This window comes from Vibrio sp. DNB22_10_4, assembly GCF_052879755.1.
Window position 1 is genome coordinate 177,945 of the sequence record NZ_JBNNXW010000005.1, and the last position, 19,906, is coordinate 197,850.

The 19,906-nt window shown below is 44.7% G+C and carries 20 protein-coding genes; 5 read left to right on the forward strand and 15 right to left on the reverse strand.

Features of this window, described 5'->3' with window-relative positions; genetic code table 11:
* Positions 1 to 49: 49 nt before the first annotated feature.
* The gene (locus tag ACVA6Q_RS14705; protein WP_446648003.1) at positions 50 to 2,053 is read right to left on the reverse strand and encodes an FAD-dependent oxidoreductase; all 2,004 of its coding nucleotides are present in this window, start codon (positions 2,051 to 2,053) and stop codon (positions 50 to 52) included.
* Positions 2,054 to 2,342: 289 nt separating this feature from the next.
* On the opposite strand from ACVA6Q_RS14705, the gene sppA reads away from it, so the two are divergent.
* The gene (gene sppA, locus ACVA6Q_RS14710) at positions 2,343 to 4,196 is read left to right on the forward strand and encodes a signal peptide peptidase SppA (protein ID WP_446648004.1); all 1,854 of its coding nucleotides are present in this window, start codon (positions 2,343 to 2,345) and stop codon (positions 4,194 to 4,196) included.
* 106 nt (positions 4,197 to 4,302) lie between these two features.
* Positions 4,303 to 5,316: an asparaginase gene (ansA, locus tag ACVA6Q_RS14715; RefSeq protein WP_446648005.1), complete on the forward strand. Its 1,014-nt coding sequence runs from the start codon at positions 4,303 to 4,305 to the stop codon at positions 5,314 to 5,316.
* A gap of 78 nt (positions 5,317 to 5,394) precedes the next feature.
* On the opposite strand, the gene ACVA6Q_RS14720 is transcribed toward ansA, so the two are convergent.
* The gene (locus ACVA6Q_RS14720; RefSeq protein WP_446648006.1) at positions 5,395 to 5,862 is read right to left on the reverse strand and encodes a low molecular weight protein-tyrosine-phosphatase; all 468 of its coding nucleotides are present in this window, start codon (positions 5,860 to 5,862) and stop codon (positions 5,395 to 5,397) included.
* 355 nt (positions 5,863 to 6,217) lie between these two features.
* Between ACVA6Q_RS14720 and ACVA6Q_RS14725 the strand changes: the two genes are divergently transcribed.
* Positions 6,218 to 6,745 (forward strand): hypothetical protein, encoded by a 528-nt coding sequence (locus tag ACVA6Q_RS14725; protein ID WP_446648007.1) that lies wholly within the window; start codon positions 6,218 to 6,220, stop codon positions 6,743 to 6,745.
* A gap of 329 nt (positions 6,746 to 7,074) precedes the next feature.
* Positions 7,075 to 7,560, forward strand: coding sequence for a hypothetical protein (locus ACVA6Q_RS14730; RefSeq protein WP_446648008.1), 486 nt, complete (start codon positions 7,075 to 7,077; stop codon positions 7,558 to 7,560).
* A gap of 697 nt (positions 7,561 to 8,257) precedes the next feature.
* On the opposite strand, the gene ACVA6Q_RS14735 is transcribed toward ACVA6Q_RS14730, so the two are convergent.
* The 12 genes from ACVA6Q_RS14735 to ACVA6Q_RS14790 form a co-directional block, all read right to left on the reverse strand.
* Entirely contained in the window at positions 8,258 to 9,154 is an 897-nt protein-coding gene (locus ACVA6Q_RS14735; protein WP_446648009.1) for a LysR family transcriptional regulator, read from the reverse strand.
* A 330-nt stretch (positions 9,155 to 9,484) separates the two neighbouring features.
* Positions 9,485 to 10,687, reverse strand: a complete 1,203-nt coding sequence (locus ACVA6Q_RS14740) for a bifunctional alpha/beta hydrolase/OsmC family protein (protein WP_446648010.1) — start codon at positions 10,685 to 10,687, stop codon at positions 9,485 to 9,487.
* 121 nt (positions 10,688 to 10,808) lie between these two features.
* Positions 10,809 to 11,387: a DsbA family protein gene (locus ACVA6Q_RS14745; RefSeq protein WP_446648011.1), complete on the reverse strand. Its 579-nt coding sequence runs from the start codon at positions 11,385 to 11,387 to the stop codon at positions 10,809 to 10,811.
* Between the two features lie 62 nt (positions 11,388 to 11,449).
* Positions 11,450 to 11,989 carry a peptide-methionine (S)-S-oxide reductase gene (locus ACVA6Q_RS14750; RefSeq protein WP_446648012.1) on the reverse strand — a complete coding sequence of 180 codons (540 nt, stop codon included), beginning with the start codon at positions 11,987 to 11,989 and terminating at the stop codon, positions 11,450 to 11,452.
* A gap of 27 nt (positions 11,990 to 12,016) precedes the next feature.
* Positions 12,017 to 12,517 (reverse strand): peptide-methionine (S)-S-oxide reductase MsrA, encoded by a 501-nt coding sequence (gene msrA / locus ACVA6Q_RS14755; RefSeq protein ID WP_446648013.1) that lies wholly within the window; start codon positions 12,515 to 12,517, stop codon positions 12,017 to 12,019.
* A complete protein-coding gene (gene msrB / locus ACVA6Q_RS14760; protein ID WP_446648014.1) occupies positions 12,514 to 12,966 on the reverse strand; it encodes a peptide-methionine (R)-S-oxide reductase MsrB in 453 nt (150 codons plus the stop codon). The genes msrA and msrB overlap by 4 nt, the downstream gene beginning before the upstream one ends.
* Positions 12,967 to 13,242: 276 nt before the next feature.
* A complete protein-coding gene (locus ACVA6Q_RS14765) occupies positions 13,243 to 13,734 on the reverse strand; it encodes a VOC family protein (RefSeq protein WP_446648015.1) in 492 nt (163 codons plus the stop codon).
* 99 nt (positions 13,735 to 13,833) lie between these two features.
* Positions 13,834 to 14,409, reverse strand: coding sequence for a cytochrome P460 family protein (locus ACVA6Q_RS14770; protein WP_446648016.1), 576 nt, complete (start codon positions 14,407 to 14,409; stop codon positions 13,834 to 13,836).
* 2 nt (positions 14,410 to 14,411) lie between these two features.
* Entirely contained in the window at positions 14,412 to 15,056 is a 645-nt protein-coding gene (locus ACVA6Q_RS14775; protein ID WP_446648017.1) for a cytochrome P460 family protein, read from the reverse strand.
* Between the two features lie 137 nt (positions 15,057 to 15,193).
* Positions 15,194 to 16,084, reverse strand: a complete 891-nt coding sequence (locus tag ACVA6Q_RS14780; RefSeq protein WP_446648018.1) for a LysR family transcriptional regulator — start codon at positions 16,082 to 16,084, stop codon at positions 15,194 to 15,196.
* Between the two features lie 500 nt (positions 16,085 to 16,584).
* Positions 16,585 to 17,433 (reverse strand): tyrosine-type recombinase/integrase, encoded by an 849-nt coding sequence (locus ACVA6Q_RS14785; RefSeq protein ID WP_446648019.1) that lies wholly within the window; start codon positions 17,431 to 17,433, stop codon positions 16,585 to 16,587.
* A 95-nt stretch (positions 17,434 to 17,528) separates the two neighbouring features.
* A complete protein-coding gene (locus ACVA6Q_RS14790; protein ID WP_446648020.1) occupies positions 17,529 to 17,819 on the reverse strand; it encodes a DUF6538 domain-containing protein in 291 nt (96 codons plus the stop codon).
* Between the two features lie 332 nt (positions 17,820 to 18,151).
* Here ACVA6Q_RS14790 and ACVA6Q_RS14795 point away from each other — a divergent pair, with 332 nt between their 5' ends.
* The gene (locus ACVA6Q_RS14795) at positions 18,152 to 18,514 is read left to right on the forward strand and encodes a hypothetical protein (RefSeq protein WP_446648021.1); all 363 of its coding nucleotides are present in this window, start codon (positions 18,152 to 18,154) and stop codon (positions 18,512 to 18,514) included.
* A 153-nt stretch (positions 18,515 to 18,667) separates the two neighbouring features.
* Here ACVA6Q_RS14795 and ACVA6Q_RS14800 read toward each other — a convergent pair whose 3' ends face one another.
* Complete coding sequence (locus ACVA6Q_RS14800) at positions 18,668 to 19,744, reverse strand: ATP-binding protein (protein WP_446648022.1); 1,077 nt, start codon at positions 19,742 to 19,744, stop codon at positions 18,668 to 18,670.
* Positions 19,745 to 19,906 lie beyond the last annotated feature (162 nt).

Sequence of the window (19,906 nt, forward strand, 5' to 3'; positions counted from 1 at the left end):
TCAGCTCAGTTTTTCGGTTTAGACTCTGTCTCTGATATTGTCTGTGAACCTATAGCTTGGCGGCCAACTCAACGCCCTGTCGAATCGCTCGCACGGCATCAAGTTCACCCGCATAATCCGCACCACCAATAACATGCAGTTTGTCACCAAACTCCGGCCATTGGTTTTCAAACGGCTTCACGGATTCCTGACCGGCACAAATCACCACTTTGTCTGCTGGGATGACCTTAGATTCGCCTTTCACCGTGATGTGGAGGCCTTCCCCATCAATCTTGTCGTAAGTGACACCGCCAAGTAAGTGAACACCGCGCTTCTCAAGGGTCTTTTTATGGATCCAACCTGTAGTTTTACCTGGACCTTTGCCGACGCGACCTTCTTTACGCTGCATCACCCACACATTGGTGTCGGTCGTCGAATCTGGGAACGGGTACAAACCACCAGGGTGATCGATGTTTTTATCAATGCCCCAATCATGTAGCCAGTCATCCAGTGTTTGACCATGCGGCTCGGTAATCATGCTTGCGATATCAATGCCGATACCGCCGGCGCCCATGATAGCAACGTTCTCACCGAGGTAAGTCTTGTCACGAATCACCGTTTGGTAATCAATGACCTTGTCTTTGTTGTCGATGCCTTCTAGTTTCGGCATACGTGGCTTAACGCCTGTTGCCATCACCACTTCATCGTATTCTTTTAATAGATCCGCCGTCGCTTCGGTTTCAAGATGCAGCTTAACGCCAGTCTGAGCAATGCGGTTGGCAAAGTAGCGGATCGTTTCTCTAAACTCTTCTTTGCCTGGGATCTGCATAGCGAGTCGGAACTGACCACCGATACGATCGTTCTTCTCAAACAAATCAACCGAGTGCCCTTTTTCGGCCAACATGGTTGCACAAGCCAGTCCAGCAGGCCCTGCGCCAACAACCGCGATATTTTTGCTGTTCACCGTCTTCTTGATGATCAAGTCCGTTTCATAACACGCCTGCGGATTCACTAAGCACGTCGCGCGCTTACCTTTAAATGCATTGTCTAGGCATGCTTGATTACAACCGATACAAGTGTTGATGAAGTGAGCTTCACCTTGCTCGGCTTTGGCTACAAAGTTGGGATCGGCGAGGAAAGGTCGCGCCATAGAGACCATATCGGCGTGCCCAGATGAAAGAATGCGTTCTGCCTCATCTGGGGTATTAATTCTGTTGGTCGTAATGACCGGGATAGAAAGGTGTGGGCGAATTTTCTCCGTTACCCAAGTAAAAGCGCCGCGTGGCACTTGCGTTGCGATAGTGGGTACTTTTGCTTCGTGCCAACCAATACCGGTATTAATGATGGTTACGCCCGCTTGCTCAAGCGCTTTACCCAGTTGAATGACTTCCTCAAAGGTGCTGCCCTGCTCAACAAGATCCAGCATAGAAAGACGGAAGATGATAATGAAATCCTCTCCGACAGCTGCGCGAACCGCTTTGACAATTTCTAACGGCAAACGAATGCGATTGTCATAACTGCCACCCCACTCATCATATCGTACATTGGTACGCTTACAGATGAACTGGTTAATGAAGTAACCTTCTGAGCCCATGATCTCAACGCCGTCGTAACCCGCTTCTCGCGCCAAAGAGGCACTGTTGGCGTAGGCGTCGATGGTTTTCCAAATCTGACGACTACTCATTTCACTCGGAGCAAATGGCGTGATCGGTGATTTGATTTTGGAGGCACTTTGAGAGAATGGATGATAGCCATATCGTCCTGCATGAAGGATTTGCAGTGCGATTTTACCGCCATGTTTATGAACTGCTTCAGTGACCACTTTGTGTGCTTTAGCATGCTTCGGTTTACTAAACTCCGCAGCAAATGGGGCGAGGCGACCACGAAGGTTAGGCGCGAAACCGCCTGTTACTATTAACCCAACCCCACCTTTTGCACGCTCCTCGTAGAACGCAGCAAGCTTGTGTAGACCTTCTTTATGCTCTTCAAGACCAGTGTGCATTGATCCCATCAGCACTCGGTTTCTAAGTTGAGTAAATCCTAAATCCAGTGGCTTAAGTAAATTCGGGTACATGGCAGATCCATTTATTGTTGTTGTGGTCTGACCAGAATATTATGTAAAGGTTAAAAAATCAAACTAGCGTTTACATTCTTACAACATAAACAGAAAAACTTTCTGATTCTTTGAACTTCATCTAGTATGGTAAGTCTCTAATTTATATTCAGTTAACCCTCAAGCTGATAGAAGTCAGCGTCACATACGTACAATTACATAATTGATACTGCGAATTGTTAACCTCAGCGCTACACTAGTAATTGATGTTAAAGGACATAAACACTCACATTTGTGATGTGGAGAGATGATGAAAAAAGTATTTCGTTTTATAGGTATGATTTTCAAAGGCATTTGGAAGCTGATTAACTTCACTCGCCTCGCCATAGTGAATCTATTTTTCTTTGCTGTGATCGCCATGGTGTATTTTGCCTTCACCCAAAGTGATGCACCACCAGCGGTCGAGAAGAAAGCCACCGCATTGGTCATGAACCTTTCAGGCCCCATTGTCGAACAAAGCACTTACGTCAACCCGATGGACTCGTTCACTGGCTCACTGTTTGGCCAAGAGCTTCCAAAAGAGAACGTTGTTTTTGATATTGTCGACACCATTCGCCATGCCTCTCAAGATGACAAAGTCACAGGACTGGTTCTCTCGCTGCGAGAAATGCCGGAAACCAGCCTAACCAAACTGCGTTACATCGCGAAAGCCATCAACGAGTTCAAAGCAACAGGCAAACCGGTTTATGCCTATGGCGCGTTTTACAATCAAAGCCAATACTACCTCGCCAGCTATGCCGACAAAGTCTACCTGGCACCTGATGGTGCAGTGTTGATCCGTGGCTACAGTGCCTACTCAATGTACTTCAAAACCTTGCTTGAAAAACTCGACGTCACTACACACGTGTTCCGTGTGGGTACCTACAAATCCGCGGTCGAGCCATTCCTTCGTGACGACATGTCAGAAGACGCAAAAGCCAACGCAACTCGCTGGGTGACTCAGTTGTGGGGCGCGTATGTAGATGATGTTGCAACAAACCGTGAAATCGAGCCAAGCGTGCTCACGCCAAGTATGGATGATTTTTTGGCATCGCTGAAAAACGTCGATGGTGACCTTGCCGCTCTATCTAAAGAGCTAGGGTTAGTTGACGAGCTAGTGACCAAACCGCAAGTCAATGAAGCCATGATCGAAGCCTTTGGCAGCGATGGTGACGGTGGCTTTAATGCCGTGAGCTACTACGAGTATCTAGCAAGCGTGCCGTTTGATTTGCCAACAGAGCCTGACAACCAAATTGCCGTTGTTGTGGCAAGCGGTTCAATCATGGATGGCGAACAGCCACGAGGCACGATTGGTGGTGACACCATTGCATCGCTGCTTAAACAAGCTCGCGAAGATGACAGCGTAAAATCGGTTGTGCTACGTGTAGACAGCCCGGGCGGTAGCGCTTTTGCCTCTGAAGTTATTCGCAATGAAGTTCAAGCACTGAAAGATGCAGGCAAGCCTGTTGTGGTATCTATGTCGAGCGTTGCTGCATCTGGCGGCTATTGGATTTCAATGAGCGCGAATGAGATCATGGCTCAGCCAACAACCATCACCGGCTCAATTGGTATCTTTAGCGTTATCACTACATTTGAAAAAGGGCTCAACAACATTGGCGTCAACACGGATGGCGTTGGCACTTCACCGTTCTCGGGTGTGGGTGTGACGCGTGGCCTCAACGAAGGCGCATCGGCTGCATTCCAGATGGGTATTGAGCACGGTTATAAACGCTTTATCACTCTAGTGTCTGATAACCGTAATATGAGCCAGTCAGAAGTAGACAATGTCGCTCAAGGTCGTGTATGGACAGGCCAAGATGCGCTAGACCACGGCCTTGTTGACCGAATTGGTGACTTTGATGATGCTATCGCTCGCGCCGCAGAGCTGGCTAACTTAGAAGCATATGACGTGTACTGGGTAGAAGAGCCACTGAGTCCTGCACAGCAGTTTGTACAGGATCTCATGAAGCAGGTAAAAGTCAGCCTAGGGCTTGATATTTCAGCGTGGGTTCCACAAAGCCTATTGCCAGTTGCAACAGAGCTTCAGCAGCACGCAAGTCTCATGGAAAGCTTTAACGATCCAAAAGGCCACTACGTTCTCTGTTTGACCTGTAATGTCCAATAGCGGATAACTCTGCAAAACCTTACTTTAGAGCCACCAATCGGTGGCTCTTTTGTTTGATTTGGTTATAATCGCCCCACCTGTTCCCAGTTTCAAAGTAATGTCTGTCATGACGCGTAAACACATCTACATCGCCTACACCGGCGGCACTATCGGCATGCAAAAGTCCGATCATGGTTACATTCCTGTCGCGGGCTTTATGGAAAAGCAACTGGCAAGCATGCCAGAATTCCATCGTCCAGAAATGCCAGAGTTCACGATTCATGAATATGAGCCGCTCATCGACTCTTCAGACATGACACCTGCTGACTGGCAACAGATCGCCGACGACATTCGTGACAACTACGACAACTACGATGGCTTTGTGATCCTTCACGGCACCGACACCATGGCGTACACCGCTTCGGCATTGTCGTTCATGCTGGAAAATCTTGGCAAGCCTGTGATTGTAACTGGCTCGCAGATCCCACTGGCAGAGCTTCGCTCCGATGGCCAAGCAAACCTGCTGAACGCGCTTCATATCGCAGCCAACTATCCAATCAACGAAGTGACGCTGTTTTTCAATAACCAGCTGATGCGCGGTAACCGCAGCACAAAATCACACGCTGATGGTTTTAATGCCTTTACCTCACCGAACCTGCAACCTCTGCTGGAAGCAGGAATCAATATCCAGTTGAGCAGCGGTGTGGAAATCAACAAACAGCCGGAAGGTAACTTCAAGGTTCATGACATCACGCCACAGCCTATTGGTGTTATCACCATGTACCCAGGCATTTCACACGAAGTGATCCGCAATACCTTGCTACAACCTGTTAATGCAATGATTTTGCTGACGTTTGGTGTGGGCAATGCACCGCAAAACCCAGAGCTTTTGGCGCATCTGAAAGAAGCGTCAGAGCGTGGCGTATTGGTAGTCAACTTAACTCAGTGTTTGGCGGGTAAAGTGAACATGGGCGGTTATGCGACAGGCTGTGCTCTGGCTGATGCCGGTGTTATCAGCGGTTTCGATATGACGCCAGAAGCAGCGCTTGCCAAGCTTCACTATCTGCTTAGTCAAAACCTGAGTTATGAGCAGATTAAAGCGCAAATGCTGGAAGTACTGCGCGGAGAAATGAGCAAGTAATCTCTCAGTTTCACGCACTCCACCTAATTCTAAAGGCCACAGAGATGACTCTCTGTGGCCTTTTAGTTAAATCACCAATTAAGCAAACTTCGCCAACACGCTATCCGATGCGTCCTCAATCAAATCCAGCACCAACTCAAACCCTTGGTCACCGCCATAATAAGGATCGGGTATCTCTGTGTGACTCGATGAACCGTGGCTCAGAAACAGCGACAGCTTGTATTGTAGGTGAGCTGGGCAACGCTGTTTAAGATCAGCCAAATTATCTCTATCCGCAGCCAAAATCATATCAAACGCTTCAAAGTCATCATCCGTGACCTGCCGTGCTCGAATACCAGCAAACGAATAACCCCTCGCCTCTCCCGCTTGTCTAGACCTTGGGTCTGGCGTATTGCCTTGGTGATACCCAATCGTACCTGCTGAATCTATTGTCACAGCTACGCCACTTTGCTCAGCGCGCGCACGTAATACTGCTTCTCCTGTGGGAGAGCGGCATATGTTGCCCATGCATACGACTAGGATTGATGGTTTCTTTTTATTATTCATATAGTTAATACCTAATTTCGGCTAAATTTCACGTCAAAGATACAAAAAATTTTAGTCGATAAATCAGGTACTTGTGAATAGTTTTGGAGGGATTTTGGAGCGAATTTGCCCCCAAAACGCCCCTTCAGTACCGATGTAAAAACCGTCTCAATAAACTCACCCTCATCTAAATAATTGAAAAATAGCAACATTATGATTTCGCCGCGTTCACTAGGCTGCTTGTCAGTTCTATTTATCTTGAAGAACAAAAAGTAATCACCAAACGGACTCTTGGCGCTTGCCCGAGTGTTAGCATCAGCGATGAAAGGAACAGAGTGTTCTCCAACTTATCTCAATCCAAGCAACGGGAGGAAGTATGAGCGGCATTTTTACTTTACTGGCTTTAGTCATCTTTGGTTTGTTTTTGGTAACCAAAATGCGCAGTTACGAAGCTATCGGAAGCACTATCGAACCTGGCGTTAACCACAAGGAGTCAAGCCATGAACCAAACTGGGTATTTTACCAAGACCAAACTCAAAGCTCGGTCGATAGCGATTCGTATGGGTCAACTAACAACACCGATTTTTCATCGATGGACTTTACCAACCAACCTCATGTCGATGATGAAAACACCGTCATTAACCCAGCAACAGGTCTTCCAATGGTTGGAGGTATTGGCGGGCTGGATACTATGGGAAATCCGTACGGCTACGACAGTCTGTTTCAAGGCACGTACCCAGACGATACCTCCTCAAGTACTGCTGATAGCGCTTTTGAAGCTGATTCTAGCTCATGTACTGATTACGGCTGTGACGAATTCACTACTACAGGCTTTGATAATAGTTGCGATAGCAGTTTTGACGATAGCTTCAGCACGGGATTGGATGACGACATGTTTTCGTAGGGGGTTGTGGTTTAGGTGGTTTAGATGGTTTAGATGGTTTAGGTGGTTTAGGTGGTTTAGGCGTTGAGTGTGAGGGCTGGGAGCTTTCGAGTTACACACTAAAACGTGACTACCCCTCTCCCCAATTATCCGCTGAAGTTGGCATCCTCCTCTCCTTAGGATGAGTTGTCCTAGATAAAAACACTCTTGTGAGATAATAATCTAAGACTATGAAAAATAAGAATAAATAACCAGCATAAATGTGCCGATAGTGAAATGTAAGATTGTGAATTTACTTCGTTCAAAAGCGATTTTTCCTCCGTAAGATACGCGACTTTTGGGAGGGGAATATGAACATTAGATTGCTACTAACAGTAGTATTAACGTATAGCTTAACGGGTTGTGTAATGAACCCACCCACTGTGGTAAAGAAAGGTGATGTAGACAACTATACGTATGCTTATCTACCAACTGTTGAGAATATAAAATCGAGCGCTTCAGGTTTGTATGGGAACGATTACGGAGTATACGGTTCCTCTGTAACTAAAGAAGCTAACCCCGGAAGTATGATTGAAGGATTGCTCCTGAAGAGAGGAATCATAAGTGTTTCTTCTGTTGATAACGAAAAAGCGGAAAAAACACTAATCGTAAGGTACGGAGAAAGTGGACGTAGAGATATTCTAGGTGGCCTTGGTGGTTACACACTAGAAGTAACCATTATGATGATTGATGCCAGTACGGATGACATCGTATACACATGCGTAGCCGAGGGGCAAGGAAGCACTGAGACTGATGATATACGCGAAGCGGTGCACCGCTGCTTAGCCAATATGTAGATTAACAGTAAGGAGCCTGCCCTGTCAGGCTCCTTACTGTTTTTGAAGTCGAACACGTTTCCAGACAGCTTTCTAGCAAACTTTTGGACAAAACTGAGTTATATAGGTTGCTAGATTAATGCCTTACGGATTACTTGAGGTATAGGAAACCTCTAATGTAGTGGTCAATTTGACTTATTCACTATAACTACTTCAAGCTAAAGAGCCGGCAAACATACGTCTCTGATACTCATTTAACTTTCCTGTCCAAAGATCAAGCTCAACTAAGCGGAGAAGAACCGAAAAAGTAGCTTGAAGCCATAGTTGTTAACTTGCATCCAAAAATGAGCCAATTGTCACTGTAATTGGCACCGACACCAGATCCGCATGCTCTATTATTGAAAGTGAAGTAATCTCGATAGTGAAACCAAGTTATCAACTGATTCACTTTTTAAAACAAATGATGGGGCAGACTTGAGTGCAAATTAACAGAAGAATAATTTGCACTCAAGTCTGCCCGGGTTTTAAATCCTGAGAGCCTGAGCCTCCTGATAACCGCGAATCCGGTGAGTCTAAGGTAATCAGTATGATGAACGAGTGTGAATCCGTTTACGATACTGTTCTAAAAACTATCGAGTACGGGTAAGAGCCAATAATTTAAGGCAAAGTAAGGTTAAAGACTAGCGCAAATTTGTTAGATTTTCGAAACCATAAGCTCTTAGTCTGCATCTAAAACGTGAGTCAGCCAGTCATAGCTTTCTACATATTTGATAAACATGTTCACGGTTGCGGCGAAGAATGACTGATTAGAAACAACAAAATCTACCCCACGAGACAACGTTGGATCGATGATCGTTTTATACTCAAGTTCAGGGCGTAGAAGTGAAAATCGGGGGATGACAGTAACTCCCATACCATCACGGATAAGACTCTGAATCCAATCCTCACGCTGACTACTATAAACAACATTAAGATCAATTAATTCTTCAGCGTAATCACGTATAAAATCTGCTCTGAACTCGCAATGAATCCTGTCAATATATGGTTGACCAACTATTGATTTTAATGGTACCTTGTCCATTTTTGCAAATTCATGCCCTGAAGGAAAAGCGACAACCATTTCTTCTTCAAATAAATTAATATAACGCAACTGTGGATGAAGGGTAGAATGTCGAGTACAAAATACACCATCCAGTTCACCTGCTATTAATAAGTTTGGAACTTCTTCAGGCTTTACATCAAAAAGTACGAACGAAACCATGGGAAACTGAGCTTGAAATTCCTCGAGTAAACGAGCGGTAACTCTTGGACCAATTGTACACATAATACCAATATTTAGCTTATCAATTTCCCTTGAAATCACTGCCTTCGAAGTCGATTGAACTAAATTTTTTGAATAGTCAATTTGCTCAAAGTGCTTACGTAGCATAGCACCTAATTTAGTCACAGCGATCTTTCGACCTTCCCGACTAAAAAGCTTTCCCCCTAACTCATGTTCAAGGCGCCTGATAGCTTGAGTAAGAGCTGGTTGCGACACAAAGCATTGTTCAGCAGCACGTGTAAAGTTCAACGTTTCTGACAACACTAAAAAATAGCGTACTTGGTTAAAATCCATACTTATAAAAAATTTTCAACAAAAAAGAGAGCGCATGACAATTAGATGTAAGTCAAGAGCATAAATTTGTCTTTCGACAAGCCAAAGTACACCTTATTGCTTTGTACTTGTGAATGGAAATAAAGATGCACTGCTCAACCATAAGCATTGGTTATGGCAACGGTTTGTCTTAGAGAGCTCCTTATTATATTTAATCTCATACAATCCCAAATACTCGATAGTAAATATGACGATTCTTCAAAGAACGATAAAAATTGTCCATCAAAGTGTTCCCCCATTCTTCCTACAGAATGGCTGTCGCTGATAAAAAACGAACCCTTACCGTTCTCATCAATTAACTAGTTTAGTAATGACCTTGGGGTTGTTGTGCAACGTTCGATGCACGGGACATCGTTCAGCAATTTTCATTAATTGCTCCTTTTCTGAATCGCTCAACACTCCAAACAACTGAACCTTACGAATCAAAGACTCTAAGCTTGTATTTTGTCCTGCAACATTATTCGCATCTTCTAAATAGTTACGCTTGTGTGATAGTGAAACTTCTACATGCTCGAGTGGAATTGCCTTACGTGTAGCGTACATACGAATTGTCATAGCGGTGCAGGCTCCAAGTGCGGCAAGTAAATGTTCATAAGGATCAGGGCCAGAATTTTTACCTCCCAGTTGGGTTGGTTCATCGGCGTACCAGTTGTGGTGATCGCTGAACACTTGTTGTTGAAACTTGTGATCAAGCTCTGACACCAGAACATGCCCTTTTGTGACTGTGGGATTAACAAGGGTGGGCATTGGGATGTATCGGCTTGCCCACCCAGAAATGGTTTGTGCGACATATTCGTTGTCAATGGCTTTTGACAGAAGGTGATCTGCAGTGTCTAAACTAACAAAGCTTTTGGGGTGTTTAGCCGCTTTGTAGATTTTTTCGGCATTACTGATGTTGACTGTTAAATCCATAGGAGAGTGCAGTACCAGCAACGCTTTATTGAGGTGTTGGATATGTTCTGTGGTTTGACTGCGTAAGTCATCTAAAAACTGCTTTTTAATGGTGAACTTACGGGGACCAAGGGTCACCGTGGCATGACCGTTTTGTTCTATGGTGTCTAGCTGTGCATCAAAGTTATGCATTACATGGCGCGCTTCAAATGGCGCGCCAATGGTGACTACCGCCTTAACTTTGGGAAGTTCTGAAGCCATGGCTAACACTGCTGCGCCGCCGAGGCTATGCCCGATAAGAAGCTGAGGCGCTTCATAATTTTGTTCTAGAAATTTTGCTGCAAAAAGCAAATCTTCAATATTGGATGAAAAGTTGGTATTGGCGAAATCACCGTCACTGTTACCTAAGCCGGTAAAATCAAAGCGAAACACGGCAAAACCAAGTTGTACCAGAAAGCGGCTAATGCGTGACGCTGCACCAATGTCTTTACCGCAGGTAAAGCAATGGGCAAACAAGACATAAGCTCGAACTGGGCTGTCTGGGGTTTCCAGTAGACCGGCCAATGTTGCCTCTTGACTTGCAAACTCTATTTTGGTTCTCATCGGCTTTACCTGCTGTTTGTGGTAATTGGTTAGCGTAAAAATGCTAACCATGGGTTATGTTTGATGAACAATAATAACCGCCCTTTTCTGCGGCTCTCAATTGGTCGTTGATTTGCTGCGGCTACGCAGCTAATAGCGGGTCAATAACGCTTTGCCACTGGGCTAAGCTTGACTGGTAATCAACTGGGATATTACCTGCATTGTTAATGAATAATGTTGGCGTCGCCCAAACTGCTTTGGTTGCCGCGTAGCGAATTGGTGTACGCGCCTGAATATAAATATCGTTATCGTCCATTCGCTTTAAAAACTGTTCACGATCGACGCTGGCATGCTGTTGCGCAAAATCAGACACGAGCTGCCTCAATTCGTTGTGGGTCTTGTGCAAAAAAGGCTGATTCATAAATTGTGATTGGCGCTCATAGATAAAGGTCGCGAAATCTGTAAATTTCTGTGCATCACCCTGTGCGAGGGCGAAAAGGCCTAAACTCATATCCCACGCTTGTCGGTGGTTGCTTAGGGTTATCAAATGGATTTTTATGCTCACCGGTTGATCTTGGTAATGGTCCGCTACTTTAAGTAATGTTGGCCAGACGGTACGTGAGTGTGGGCACTGGATATCAACAAAAGCATCAATGGTTATTTGCGCTGCTGGATCTCCAAGCAGAAAACCGCTTGGTCGATGGGGCATGGGTATAGTCATATGAATCCTGTCTTACTTTGTGGCCTAACATACAACCGAGCGGTTAGGCGTGGTTAATATCTTTATTCTTCACGGCTCAAAAAGGCAAGTTTGTCTTGGTCAACCTGGGCCTTAAAGCGGCTCAGTAGCAACCTTAATTTGGGGTGAATGTAAGTCTTACAAAAGGGTTTGTTCGGGTCGCTGTATAAGTAATGGCTGAGTTCATCCTTATTGTGTTTAAAGGTAGAAAATGGAATGATTTGGGTGATGATTGTTTTATCAAAGTCAGCTTGTAGATAGTCCACTGCAGCGCGAGCATCTTGCTGCTGGGCATTGTTATAAGTGTAGATAGCTGACCGATATTTTGGGCGCATGGAGTGGTCGGCGGTTGAGGCATGGGTGTACAGGTGAATTTCGATTAAGGTGTGTAGGGAGATTACCAAGGGGTTGAAAGAGACCACAATGGCTTCAGAAGGGGCAGCGTTGAGGCCAGTGGACGTTATCCATCCTTGATGGACCTCGTGAATACCGATGAGGGACTCGAAAATGCCCTCGGTGCACCAATGACAACCACCGCCCAAGCCAATCTTAGCTAACTTATTATCGCTCTGTGTGTTATCCATAGACACAATCGTAACTCCTAGGTTAGTTTATTTTGCCTGCGGTAACACCCAATCTGCTCTTGGAAAGTGGCAGGTATACCCGTGAGGTACTTTTTGCAGGTAATCTTGATGCTCGGGCTCTGCCTCCCAAAAATCGCCGACGGGTGCGACTTCGGTGACTACCTTTGCTGGCCATAAACCAGATGCGTCAACATCAATGATGGTTTGCTTGGCGACAAACAGTTGCGCTTCAGAGCTGTAATAGATGGCAGAGCGATAGGAGCGGCCTAGGTCATTTCCTTGCCTATCTTTGGTGCTGGGATCGTGGATCTGAAAAAACAGTTCAAGCACAGCGCGAAAACTTAATACATCGTTATCGAATAGTATCTCAATCCCTTCGGCGTGATCACCGTGATGTCGATAGGTTGCGTTAACCACATCCCCGCCGGTGTAACCTACTCGGGTCGAGATGACGCCAGGGCGTTTACGTATCAACTCTTGCATGCCCCAGAAACAACCTCCGGCTAACACGGCGCGCTCTATACTCATTGGCCTATCTCCTCTACTTGGTCAAGGTAATTACCGTATCCTTGATTGACCATGTCATCGCGATGCACAAAGCGAAGCGATGCAGAGTTGATGCAGTAGCGCAGCCCGCCTTGGCTTGTTGGCCCGTCGGGGAACACATGCCCCAAGTGGCTGTCGCCATGGCTTGAGCGAACCTCAGTGCGGATCATCGCGTGACTTAGATCTTTCAATTCAGTGATGTTTTTCGGCTCGATGGGTTTGGTGAAACTTGGCCAACCACAGCCTGACTCGTACTTATCCGATGACGCAAACAGCGGCTCACCTGATACGATATCAACATAGATGCCTGGGGCTGTGTTGTGAAGGTGTTCACCAGTGCCGGGTCGTTCAGTGCCATTTTCTTGGGTTACGTGATATTGCTCTTTACTGAGCTGGTCAATCACTTCGTTTGATTTTTTGTAGTTTGTCATAAGTTTACCTCTGCAGTGCAAGGTTTAGACGTAGCGTCATTAATGTAAATGGTAGGACATTTATAAGGGCCTATGGGGGAGCCTTTCAAAGAACGCACGATAAGTCATTGTACGCTACTTATCGCCTAACGGCGTGTAGTGTCAGGAATGACGTAGGGATCCCGTTGGTGCGCTGCCGATTTCTGCTCCGATATTATTTAAGTACTAGAATAAAAATGCTCAGGAGCGTAAGTATCTCGTGAGCATTAATTATAATTCAGCAATGGCTAATACATCCTAGTCGTAATCAGAAGCGTATGTGTCTTCGTAAGAGTGAGAGTAGAACTCAAATAAGTTTCCAAACGGGTCTTCTAGGTAAACCATTTGCGCTTGCCTTAGTTCATCTTCTGGGTGATAACGGTGAATATCCATGCGAACTTTACCGCCAAACTCTTCAACACGTTTGATTGCTGATTCAAACTGCTCTTTTGGGAGTTGCAAACAGAAGTGGAAGATACCCAAGCGTGAAAAATCAACGTTATGACGCTCTTCACGGTCAACCATTTCGAACATCTCTACACCGATACCATCAGTTGTTACTAGATGAGCAATGTTGAAGCCTTTAAATCCCTCACCAAATACGGCAATACACATACGACCGATAGCTGATTTACGTTCTTCGATGACTTTAGTGTTGTTCATGACAACGCGAAGACCCAGCGCTTTAGTGTAGAACTCTACCGCTTGGTCCATATCGCCAACCATGATGCCAACGTGATTCATTTTCATAACTTTCTCCAAAAATTGATTTCATAATTTGTTATGTTTTTCCTGATGCAAACAGGGCTAGGAGCACAGGTGCACATCTAAACTTTGTTTACAGAGGTATTAATCTGACTCTAAAAGCATTGGATAAGCTTCGGTATAGATCCAGTCATTTCCTTTGGCGGGAACATGGCAGCCTAAACAATCGGTTTTATAGTCGGCCGCAACGTTTTCTACTCTGTTTTCTGGTTTGAACAAAGCCCAACCCCATCCATCGCCCCATATTGGGTTATCTGAAAATCGCCCCTTACTGTCTTTGACCATCACGAACCATTGTTTGAGCTCTTTTGTTGAATGGCTCACCCCTTGACCTGTTGTGTAGTTGGCTTTGTTTGATGCCCTTAACTCTTTAACGAGGGTGGCACCATCAGGAAACTGGCCTGTTCGGCGAAACGCCTCGATGGATGACTTTTCGGTATACACATCGTGAAAGCCACTGGCACCACCATCAGGCACATACCATGAGCCTAAGTGCGCCATCGATGTTCGAAAGTTGCTTGGGAAGCTGATATTACCCTTGCCATCTACATGGGGTGAAAATTGAGTGGTTTCAGCGACTGCATTGGGCGCTATCAATGTTGTAATGGCAACTGAGGCCAAGCCAATTGTCGCTGCCCGTATACTTTTGCTATCCATCATGATTATTTACCTTTGGGTTCAACATAGCTGTTATTTAGGTCAGAATTGTGGCCACCGCTGGCTTTTTTGCCCGTTCCCTTGCCAGCGCGAAGCACTGGGTAATACTGTGTGAATACAAAATCATCCGCTGCCGACGCGGCGTGGCAAGCATTGCAAGAGGCTGCAGCAAAGGGTTTTGCTGTTTCCGTTAGGGTTTTATGGTCGCTAGTTGAGAAACTGAAATAGGCCCAATTTCCTGGTTCGTTAGGAAAATGCTTTGTACTCTTGATGGTGGCCTCTAAGCCGATAAACTCGCCCTGGAAATACCCATTGCCGCTCACCGCGCCTTTGCTGCCAACCGAAACCAGCTCTTTAATCAGGATTGTGCCGTCACGAAACTTACCGCTCTTTTTCCAGTGGGCCCAACTTTTGGGGTCGATATAAACATTATGGTGCTCAGGAAACGCCGCTTTACCGTTATTTAGGTCATTTGGCGTAACAGGCGTTCCGACGTAAACCCACTCTCGGTAACCCATTGGACGTTTAAGCTCGTCGTTACTAATGCTGAAATATTCATCTGCGGATGAACTTGCCGAGAACATCATGGCCGTAAACGTGCCCGTAACTGCAAGGGTTGTTAAAACAGCTTTTTTGACTTTGAATTCCATTGCGAACTTCCTACTCTCTTTGATTTGTCAGTAAAAGCGTAGGGGATGCATTGCAATAGTGTTAATAGGGAGTTGTTTTCTACCTATAAGTAATAGTTATAGTGGCTGATAAATAGCTATTTGAATCATAAAATTGTCTAGTGATAAATTTCAGAATCCCAATCATAATTCTCGAGCAGTTTGATAAACATATCCATTGCAGGGGGGATGGTTTGTTGAGTAGAAAGAGAAAACGCTACTCGGCGCGTCAATTTTGGTTCGATGATCCTTCTATGATCAAGTTCGGGAGATAGAAGTGAAAAACGAGGGATTACAGTCACCCCCATACCATCACGGACAAGACTCTGGATCCAATCTTCGCGTTGACTACTGTATGCAACATCAAGTTGAATCGTTTGATCTGCACAATAATCCATAAAACTTTGTCTGAATTCGCAATGAGTCCTGTCAATATAAGGTTGCTCTGCAATCGCTCTAAGAGGCACCGCATTCATCGTTGAAAATTCATGGTCCGCTGGGAAGGCGACAACCATTGGCTCTTCAAATAAATCGATATAACGTAACTGAGGGTGTGATGTTAGGTGATGGGCACAGAATGCACCATTAAGTTCACCAGTGAGTAATAAATTTGGAATTTCCTCAGGTCTTACATCAAAAATAACGAACGAAACCATGGGGAACTGTGACTGAAATGTTTTGAGTAAGCGAGCAAGTACTCTTGGGCCAATTGTGCACATAATACCAATATTTAGCTTATCAATTTCTCCAGAAGCCACAGCCTTTGAGGTCGCATTAACTAACCTTTTCGAATTATCTATTTGCTGAAAGTGTATACGTAGCATTGCCCCTAAATTTGTTATGGTGACCTTTTGTCCCCCTCTGTTAAAAAGTTTTCCGCCCAGTTCATGTTCTAGACGTTTGATGGCTTGGGTGAGTGCTGGTTGAGATACATAACATTGCTCAGCAGCACGCGTAAAGTTCAACGTTTCGGCCAACACTAGAAAGTAGCGAACCTGATTAAAATCCATGTTTTATGCTCCATCGTTAAATAATAAAGAGAACATATCTGTTCAGAATATAGCGACTTTTCACGTAAAAGGCAGAGGTATACACCACGGTTACCAAAGAGTTTACTTACTCGATAGAGAGATAATCTAATATAACGCTCTTCCCTCACTCTGAACAGCATCGTATTGTAGTGGATTAGCAGATTTGGTCACATAGTTAGAGCTCTAGACATAAGAACAAGAAGGTCAAGATTGGCGGTTGCATTCTATGATAGCTAGCTGCCGAAACGTAGAATGGGGCATTTCCGAGGTTCAGCACTCGATAGTTCATGCAAACCAGAGTGGCTTGCATGGAAGAGAGTCAAGAGAGACTTCTCTTGCCCGCAGCTTGCGTTCATCTTTTTGGAACAAAATGTGTGACGCAAGCGCAGCGGGTTGCTCTACCATCACACTTTTTAAAGGTGATGGCATTGGCACTGAAAGTGCCACCAATGGCAGTACAACTGCCATTGGGAACTGAATTAAATTGCGCTGACATCAAATCGATTCACAGCTTCACGCAAAATCTTGAGGTCGAGGTTCTTGGCATAGTGTCCATACGTCATTGATTGATGTTTGTGCCCGACAATCTGCGCAACCACATGCTCCTGCACACCCACCTTTTGAAGTTCATCGATAAACGTATGGCGGAATGAATACGCAGTAGCACGATCGCCAGCTTTGAATCCACACTTATCCAGGACATGACCGAGAGCATCTCGATAATCATTTGACCAGTCGAGATCATCCCCACGAGGGGTTAAATCGAAAAGTTGAGTAGCACCTTGTTGGCGACGCTGTGCGGCGTACTCTAGAAGTCCTAACTTAATTAGCACTTTATGTATTGGTACAATACGATTTAATGATGCATTTTTTAGGTGCTGTTTCTCCTCTGCATCAGAAAAATGGATGCTCGGATTATCACCTAATCGAATGTCTTCAAGACGAAGCTGACACGCCTCAGAAGGGCGACAGCCTTGATACATCTGTATCTTGGTTATCCAATCAAACTGCTCGCCTTTGGCTTGATAAGCCTTGCTTGCGAACAGCGCCTTTAGCTCAGGTGCTTTCCAACGGGCACGAGATGTACTCTTACCTTTTTTGGGTATTTTGACCACAGCAAATGGGTTGGTTTTGATAAACTCTTTTGCCACGCACCAATTGAAAAACTGCCGATTTGCAGCAAGGTAGTCTTTTAAGCTCTTATGACTCAAGCCACGCTGTATCAGGACATCTCGGTATGTCATCGCATGACCATTACTAGGCGTATCAGCGCCTTGATCTGCTAGATAGGCTAAGAAGTCCTTACACCGCTGGTTTAACTGCTTCACCGTTAAGGCTGTAACACTTTCTAGCTGTTTAGATTCAATAAATTGAGCCAGTTGCGCTTCACCTATCTTAGGTACTGATTTTGTTGGCTTGCCGCTTAGAGGGGAGCTATCGTTGTTTCTGGTTGCTTGTCGTAGGCTTGACGCAGTTTATCTATGGATTCTGATAGCTCAGCCTTAAACGTCGAGAATGATAGACCCGCTATTTTTGCTTTATCAAACAAAGCATGGAGCAATTGAACTTGTTCAATGTTCCGCAGGTAAGCAACCTTACGTTCACGGGTAAGTAAGGAAAACTTAAACTCTTTGGGATAGCCACTGCTACGCAGTGAAAGTGGGGTGGCGATGCGTGTGTAGTACACGCTGTTTGGAAGTCTCAATAAGTACATCTGTGCTACCTTTCTGTGCAAGATGGTTTTTGAGGTTCTAGATACGAAAAAACCGCTGTAAAAACAGCGGTTTTTTTCTTTAATGTGGCGGAGAGATAGGGATTTGAACCCAATCGCTCGGAGCTAAATCTTTATAAGCCTTTGTTTTATCAGGATAATTTGTATCTTTAACTGCAAATCTTAAAACGTTTGGGATAGTCACCTGACTGACTCTGAGTTTTACATCCGTCTCTCTTTAAGTCAAGTTTTCTGTTTAAAATTTAAACGCCTAGGTTGATGTTGCGCCTAGGACTGTGAATACTAGAGGTGTACTGGGTAAAGGGAGTTTGACGATGCAAGTAGGGGTTGATATTACTTCTGAGCAGCGCATAACAACGCTTCAAGCTGCTCTGCGTATTCTGGATAAGTGGCAATGCAGTGATAGCGAGAAAGCTACGTTGTTAGGTTTGCAGCATGATCGAGAAGACAGAGAAGAGGTGAGTGACTCTACACTAGAGAGAATCAGCCATATCCTGAATATTCACAAAGCATTACGGCAGACCTTTAGTAGCGATGACACGATATATGATTGGGTGCGCAAGGCTAATAATCACCCCAGTTTGTCGGGTGCTTCAGCAATGGATTACATGCTGTCAGGGAACGAACGTGCGCTATCAAAGATCGCAAAACTAGTCATCGGCTATAGTGCACAGTAAATCTCGTATTAATGTTAATTGCTGAAACTGTTGTGCTCAAACACGTTTTTGGACAGAAATGAGCTAGAGTCGATACTCCAGCTCATTAAAGTACTATTAGTCAAAGTAAGTGAAACTAACTACAAGAATGAAAAGCACTCCATATCTAACGTGCTATTCGGTAGTCTGATTGTCTAAAATGTGCTCTGGTATGTCACGAACAAATTCACCTATTGACCAGCCCATAACCTTTTGTAGTTCTTCGCTAGTATCAGATGGTATTTCGAAGTAATAACTATAAGTCATACCTCCACTAGAACCCTCATCACTAAGATACTCAATATCTAGAGCCTCGAAATCGTGTATCAAGTCATTTGGAATATCAAGGTAATCGACAATTGGACTCCTTATAACCTTGTACTCTTGCTTCCAAGCTATTGAATATTCGGCACTCTTCGATGTCGGTTTGATTTTAGGCTTCTTCATTTTAACAGTCATCGGGAATGGGAAGTCAATTCCAAGTAGTAATGCTTCGCCTTGACTAAGTGTTGGTAGAAACGAAGCAGAGCGTTGATCCATTGTACCCACAGCTCTTTTTACAACTTCTTGATCATGGTAATTAGTCAGTCTGTGGACAATCAAAGAGCCAATCTGGCTTAGTACATCTTCAGGTATATCTCTCGGACGTTGCGTCGCAATAACCACATTCAGACCATATTTACGCCCTTCTTTAGCTATATTCCCAAACGAGTCTAAATTTATCGCGCTTGCCTCATCACCAATTGTTTTATTAAGAAACTGATGCGCTTCATCGATAAATACTAAAAGCGGATTACGGTGGTTAATGCTCCCATTCCTCGCCAAGTCCATTAGCTTTCGTCCGATAGCATTAACTAATATCTCACGCCCATTTGCTTCGAAAGGTACCGCTGACAAATCTAGCCTCAGAGTTCTTTTGTTTGAACGTGATGCGCTAAACTCATCGAGAAGAGTAGGGATATCTTTTCCGTCTGGGGGATCAATTAGCCACTTTAAGTGCTGATTCTCTGAATAAGACTTTATCCTCGATATAAGGCTCATGCAGTATCCAAGCTCGCCATCTGAAGCTGCACCCCATATTGATTCATCAATTTCCTGTGGATAAGAGCCAGGTTTTTTTCCTGTCGGCCAAACACACTCTTGTACAATTTGTTCTGCTAGATGCTTGAAGCACCACCTTTTTGAATTTAGATCCTTTTCAATAAAGTTCAATGCTTTGTTGACTGGTTCTTTTTTTTGATTTGATTTAACTAATATATGATTTTCGTTTACTTTAATTTCACCATAATTCCCATAGTATCTACGGACAATTCGTTGACTTAAAATGGCCGAACTTAGCTTAGGTGACTGCGTTTGTGCTGATGGTCGTAAAAA

What these genes read in the sequence shown, in the direction of transcription:
- ACVA6Q_RS14735 (WP_446648009.1), bottom strand. Translation starts at nt 9,154, where the DNA reads ATGGATTTTAACCAAGTACGCTATTTTTTAGTGTTGTCAGAAACGTTG.
- ACVA6Q_RS14795 (WP_446648021.1), top strand. Translation starts at nt 18,152, where the DNA reads ATGCAAGTAGGGGTTGATATTACTTCTGAGCAGCGCATAACAACGCTT.
- sppA (WP_446648004.1), top strand. Translation starts at nt 2,343, where the DNA reads ATGAAAAAAGTATTTCGTTTTATAGGTATGATTTTCAAAGGCATTTGG.
- ACVA6Q_RS14725 (WP_446648007.1), top strand. Translation starts at nt 6,218, where the DNA reads ATGAGCGGCATTTTTACTTTACTGGCTTTAGTCATCTTTGGTTTGTTT.
- ACVA6Q_RS14750 (WP_446648012.1), bottom strand. Translation starts at nt 11,989, where the DNA reads ATGGATAACACACAGAGCGATAATAAGTTAGCTAAGATTGGCTTGGGC.
- ACVA6Q_RS14770 (WP_446648016.1), bottom strand. Translation starts at nt 14,409, where the DNA reads ATGATGGATAGCAAAAGTATACGGGCAGCGACAATTGGCTTGGCCTCA.
- ACVA6Q_RS14780 (WP_446648018.1), bottom strand. Translation starts at nt 16,084, where the DNA reads ATGGATTTTAATCAGGTTCGCTACTTTCTAGTGTTGGCCGAAACGTTG.
- ACVA6Q_RS14765 (WP_446648015.1), bottom strand. Translation starts at nt 13,734, where the DNA reads ATGAAAATGAATCACGTTGGCATCATGGTTGGCGATATGGACCAAGCG.
- ACVA6Q_RS14745 (WP_446648011.1), bottom strand. Translation starts at nt 11,387, where the DNA reads ATGACTATACCCATGCCCCATCGACCAAGCGGTTTTCTGCTTGGAGAT.
- ACVA6Q_RS14790 (WP_446648020.1), bottom strand. Translation starts at nt 17,819, where the DNA reads ATGTACTTATTGAGACTTCCAAACAGCGTGTACTACACACGCATCGCC.
- ACVA6Q_RS14740 (WP_446648010.1), bottom strand. Translation starts at nt 10,687, where the DNA reads ATGAGAACCAAAATAGAGTTTGCAAGTCAAGAGGCAACATTGGCCGGT.
- msrB (WP_446648014.1), bottom strand. Translation starts at nt 12,966, where the DNA reads ATGACAAACTACAAAAAATCAAACGAAGTGATTGACCAGCTCAGTAAA.
- ACVA6Q_RS14730 (WP_446648008.1), top strand. Translation starts at nt 7,075, where the DNA reads ATGAACATTAGATTGCTACTAACAGTAGTATTAACGTATAGCTTAACG.
- ACVA6Q_RS14705 (WP_446648003.1), bottom strand. Translation starts at nt 2,053, where the DNA reads ATGTACCCGAATTTACTTAAGCCACTGGATTTAGGATTTACTCAACTT.
- ACVA6Q_RS14775 (WP_446648017.1), bottom strand. Translation starts at nt 15,056, where the DNA reads ATGGAATTCAAAGTCAAAAAAGCTGTTTTAACAACCCTTGCAGTTACG.
- ansA (WP_446648005.1), top strand. Translation starts at nt 4,303, where the DNA reads ATGACGCGTAAACACATCTACATCGCCTACACCGGCGGCACTATCGGC.
- msrA (WP_446648013.1), bottom strand. Translation starts at nt 12,517, where the DNA reads ATGAGTATAGAGCGCGCCGTGTTAGCCGGAGGTTGTTTCTGGGGCATG.
- ACVA6Q_RS14720 (WP_446648006.1), bottom strand. Translation starts at nt 5,862, where the DNA reads ATGAATAATAAAAAGAAACCATCAATCCTAGTCGTATGCATGGGCAAC.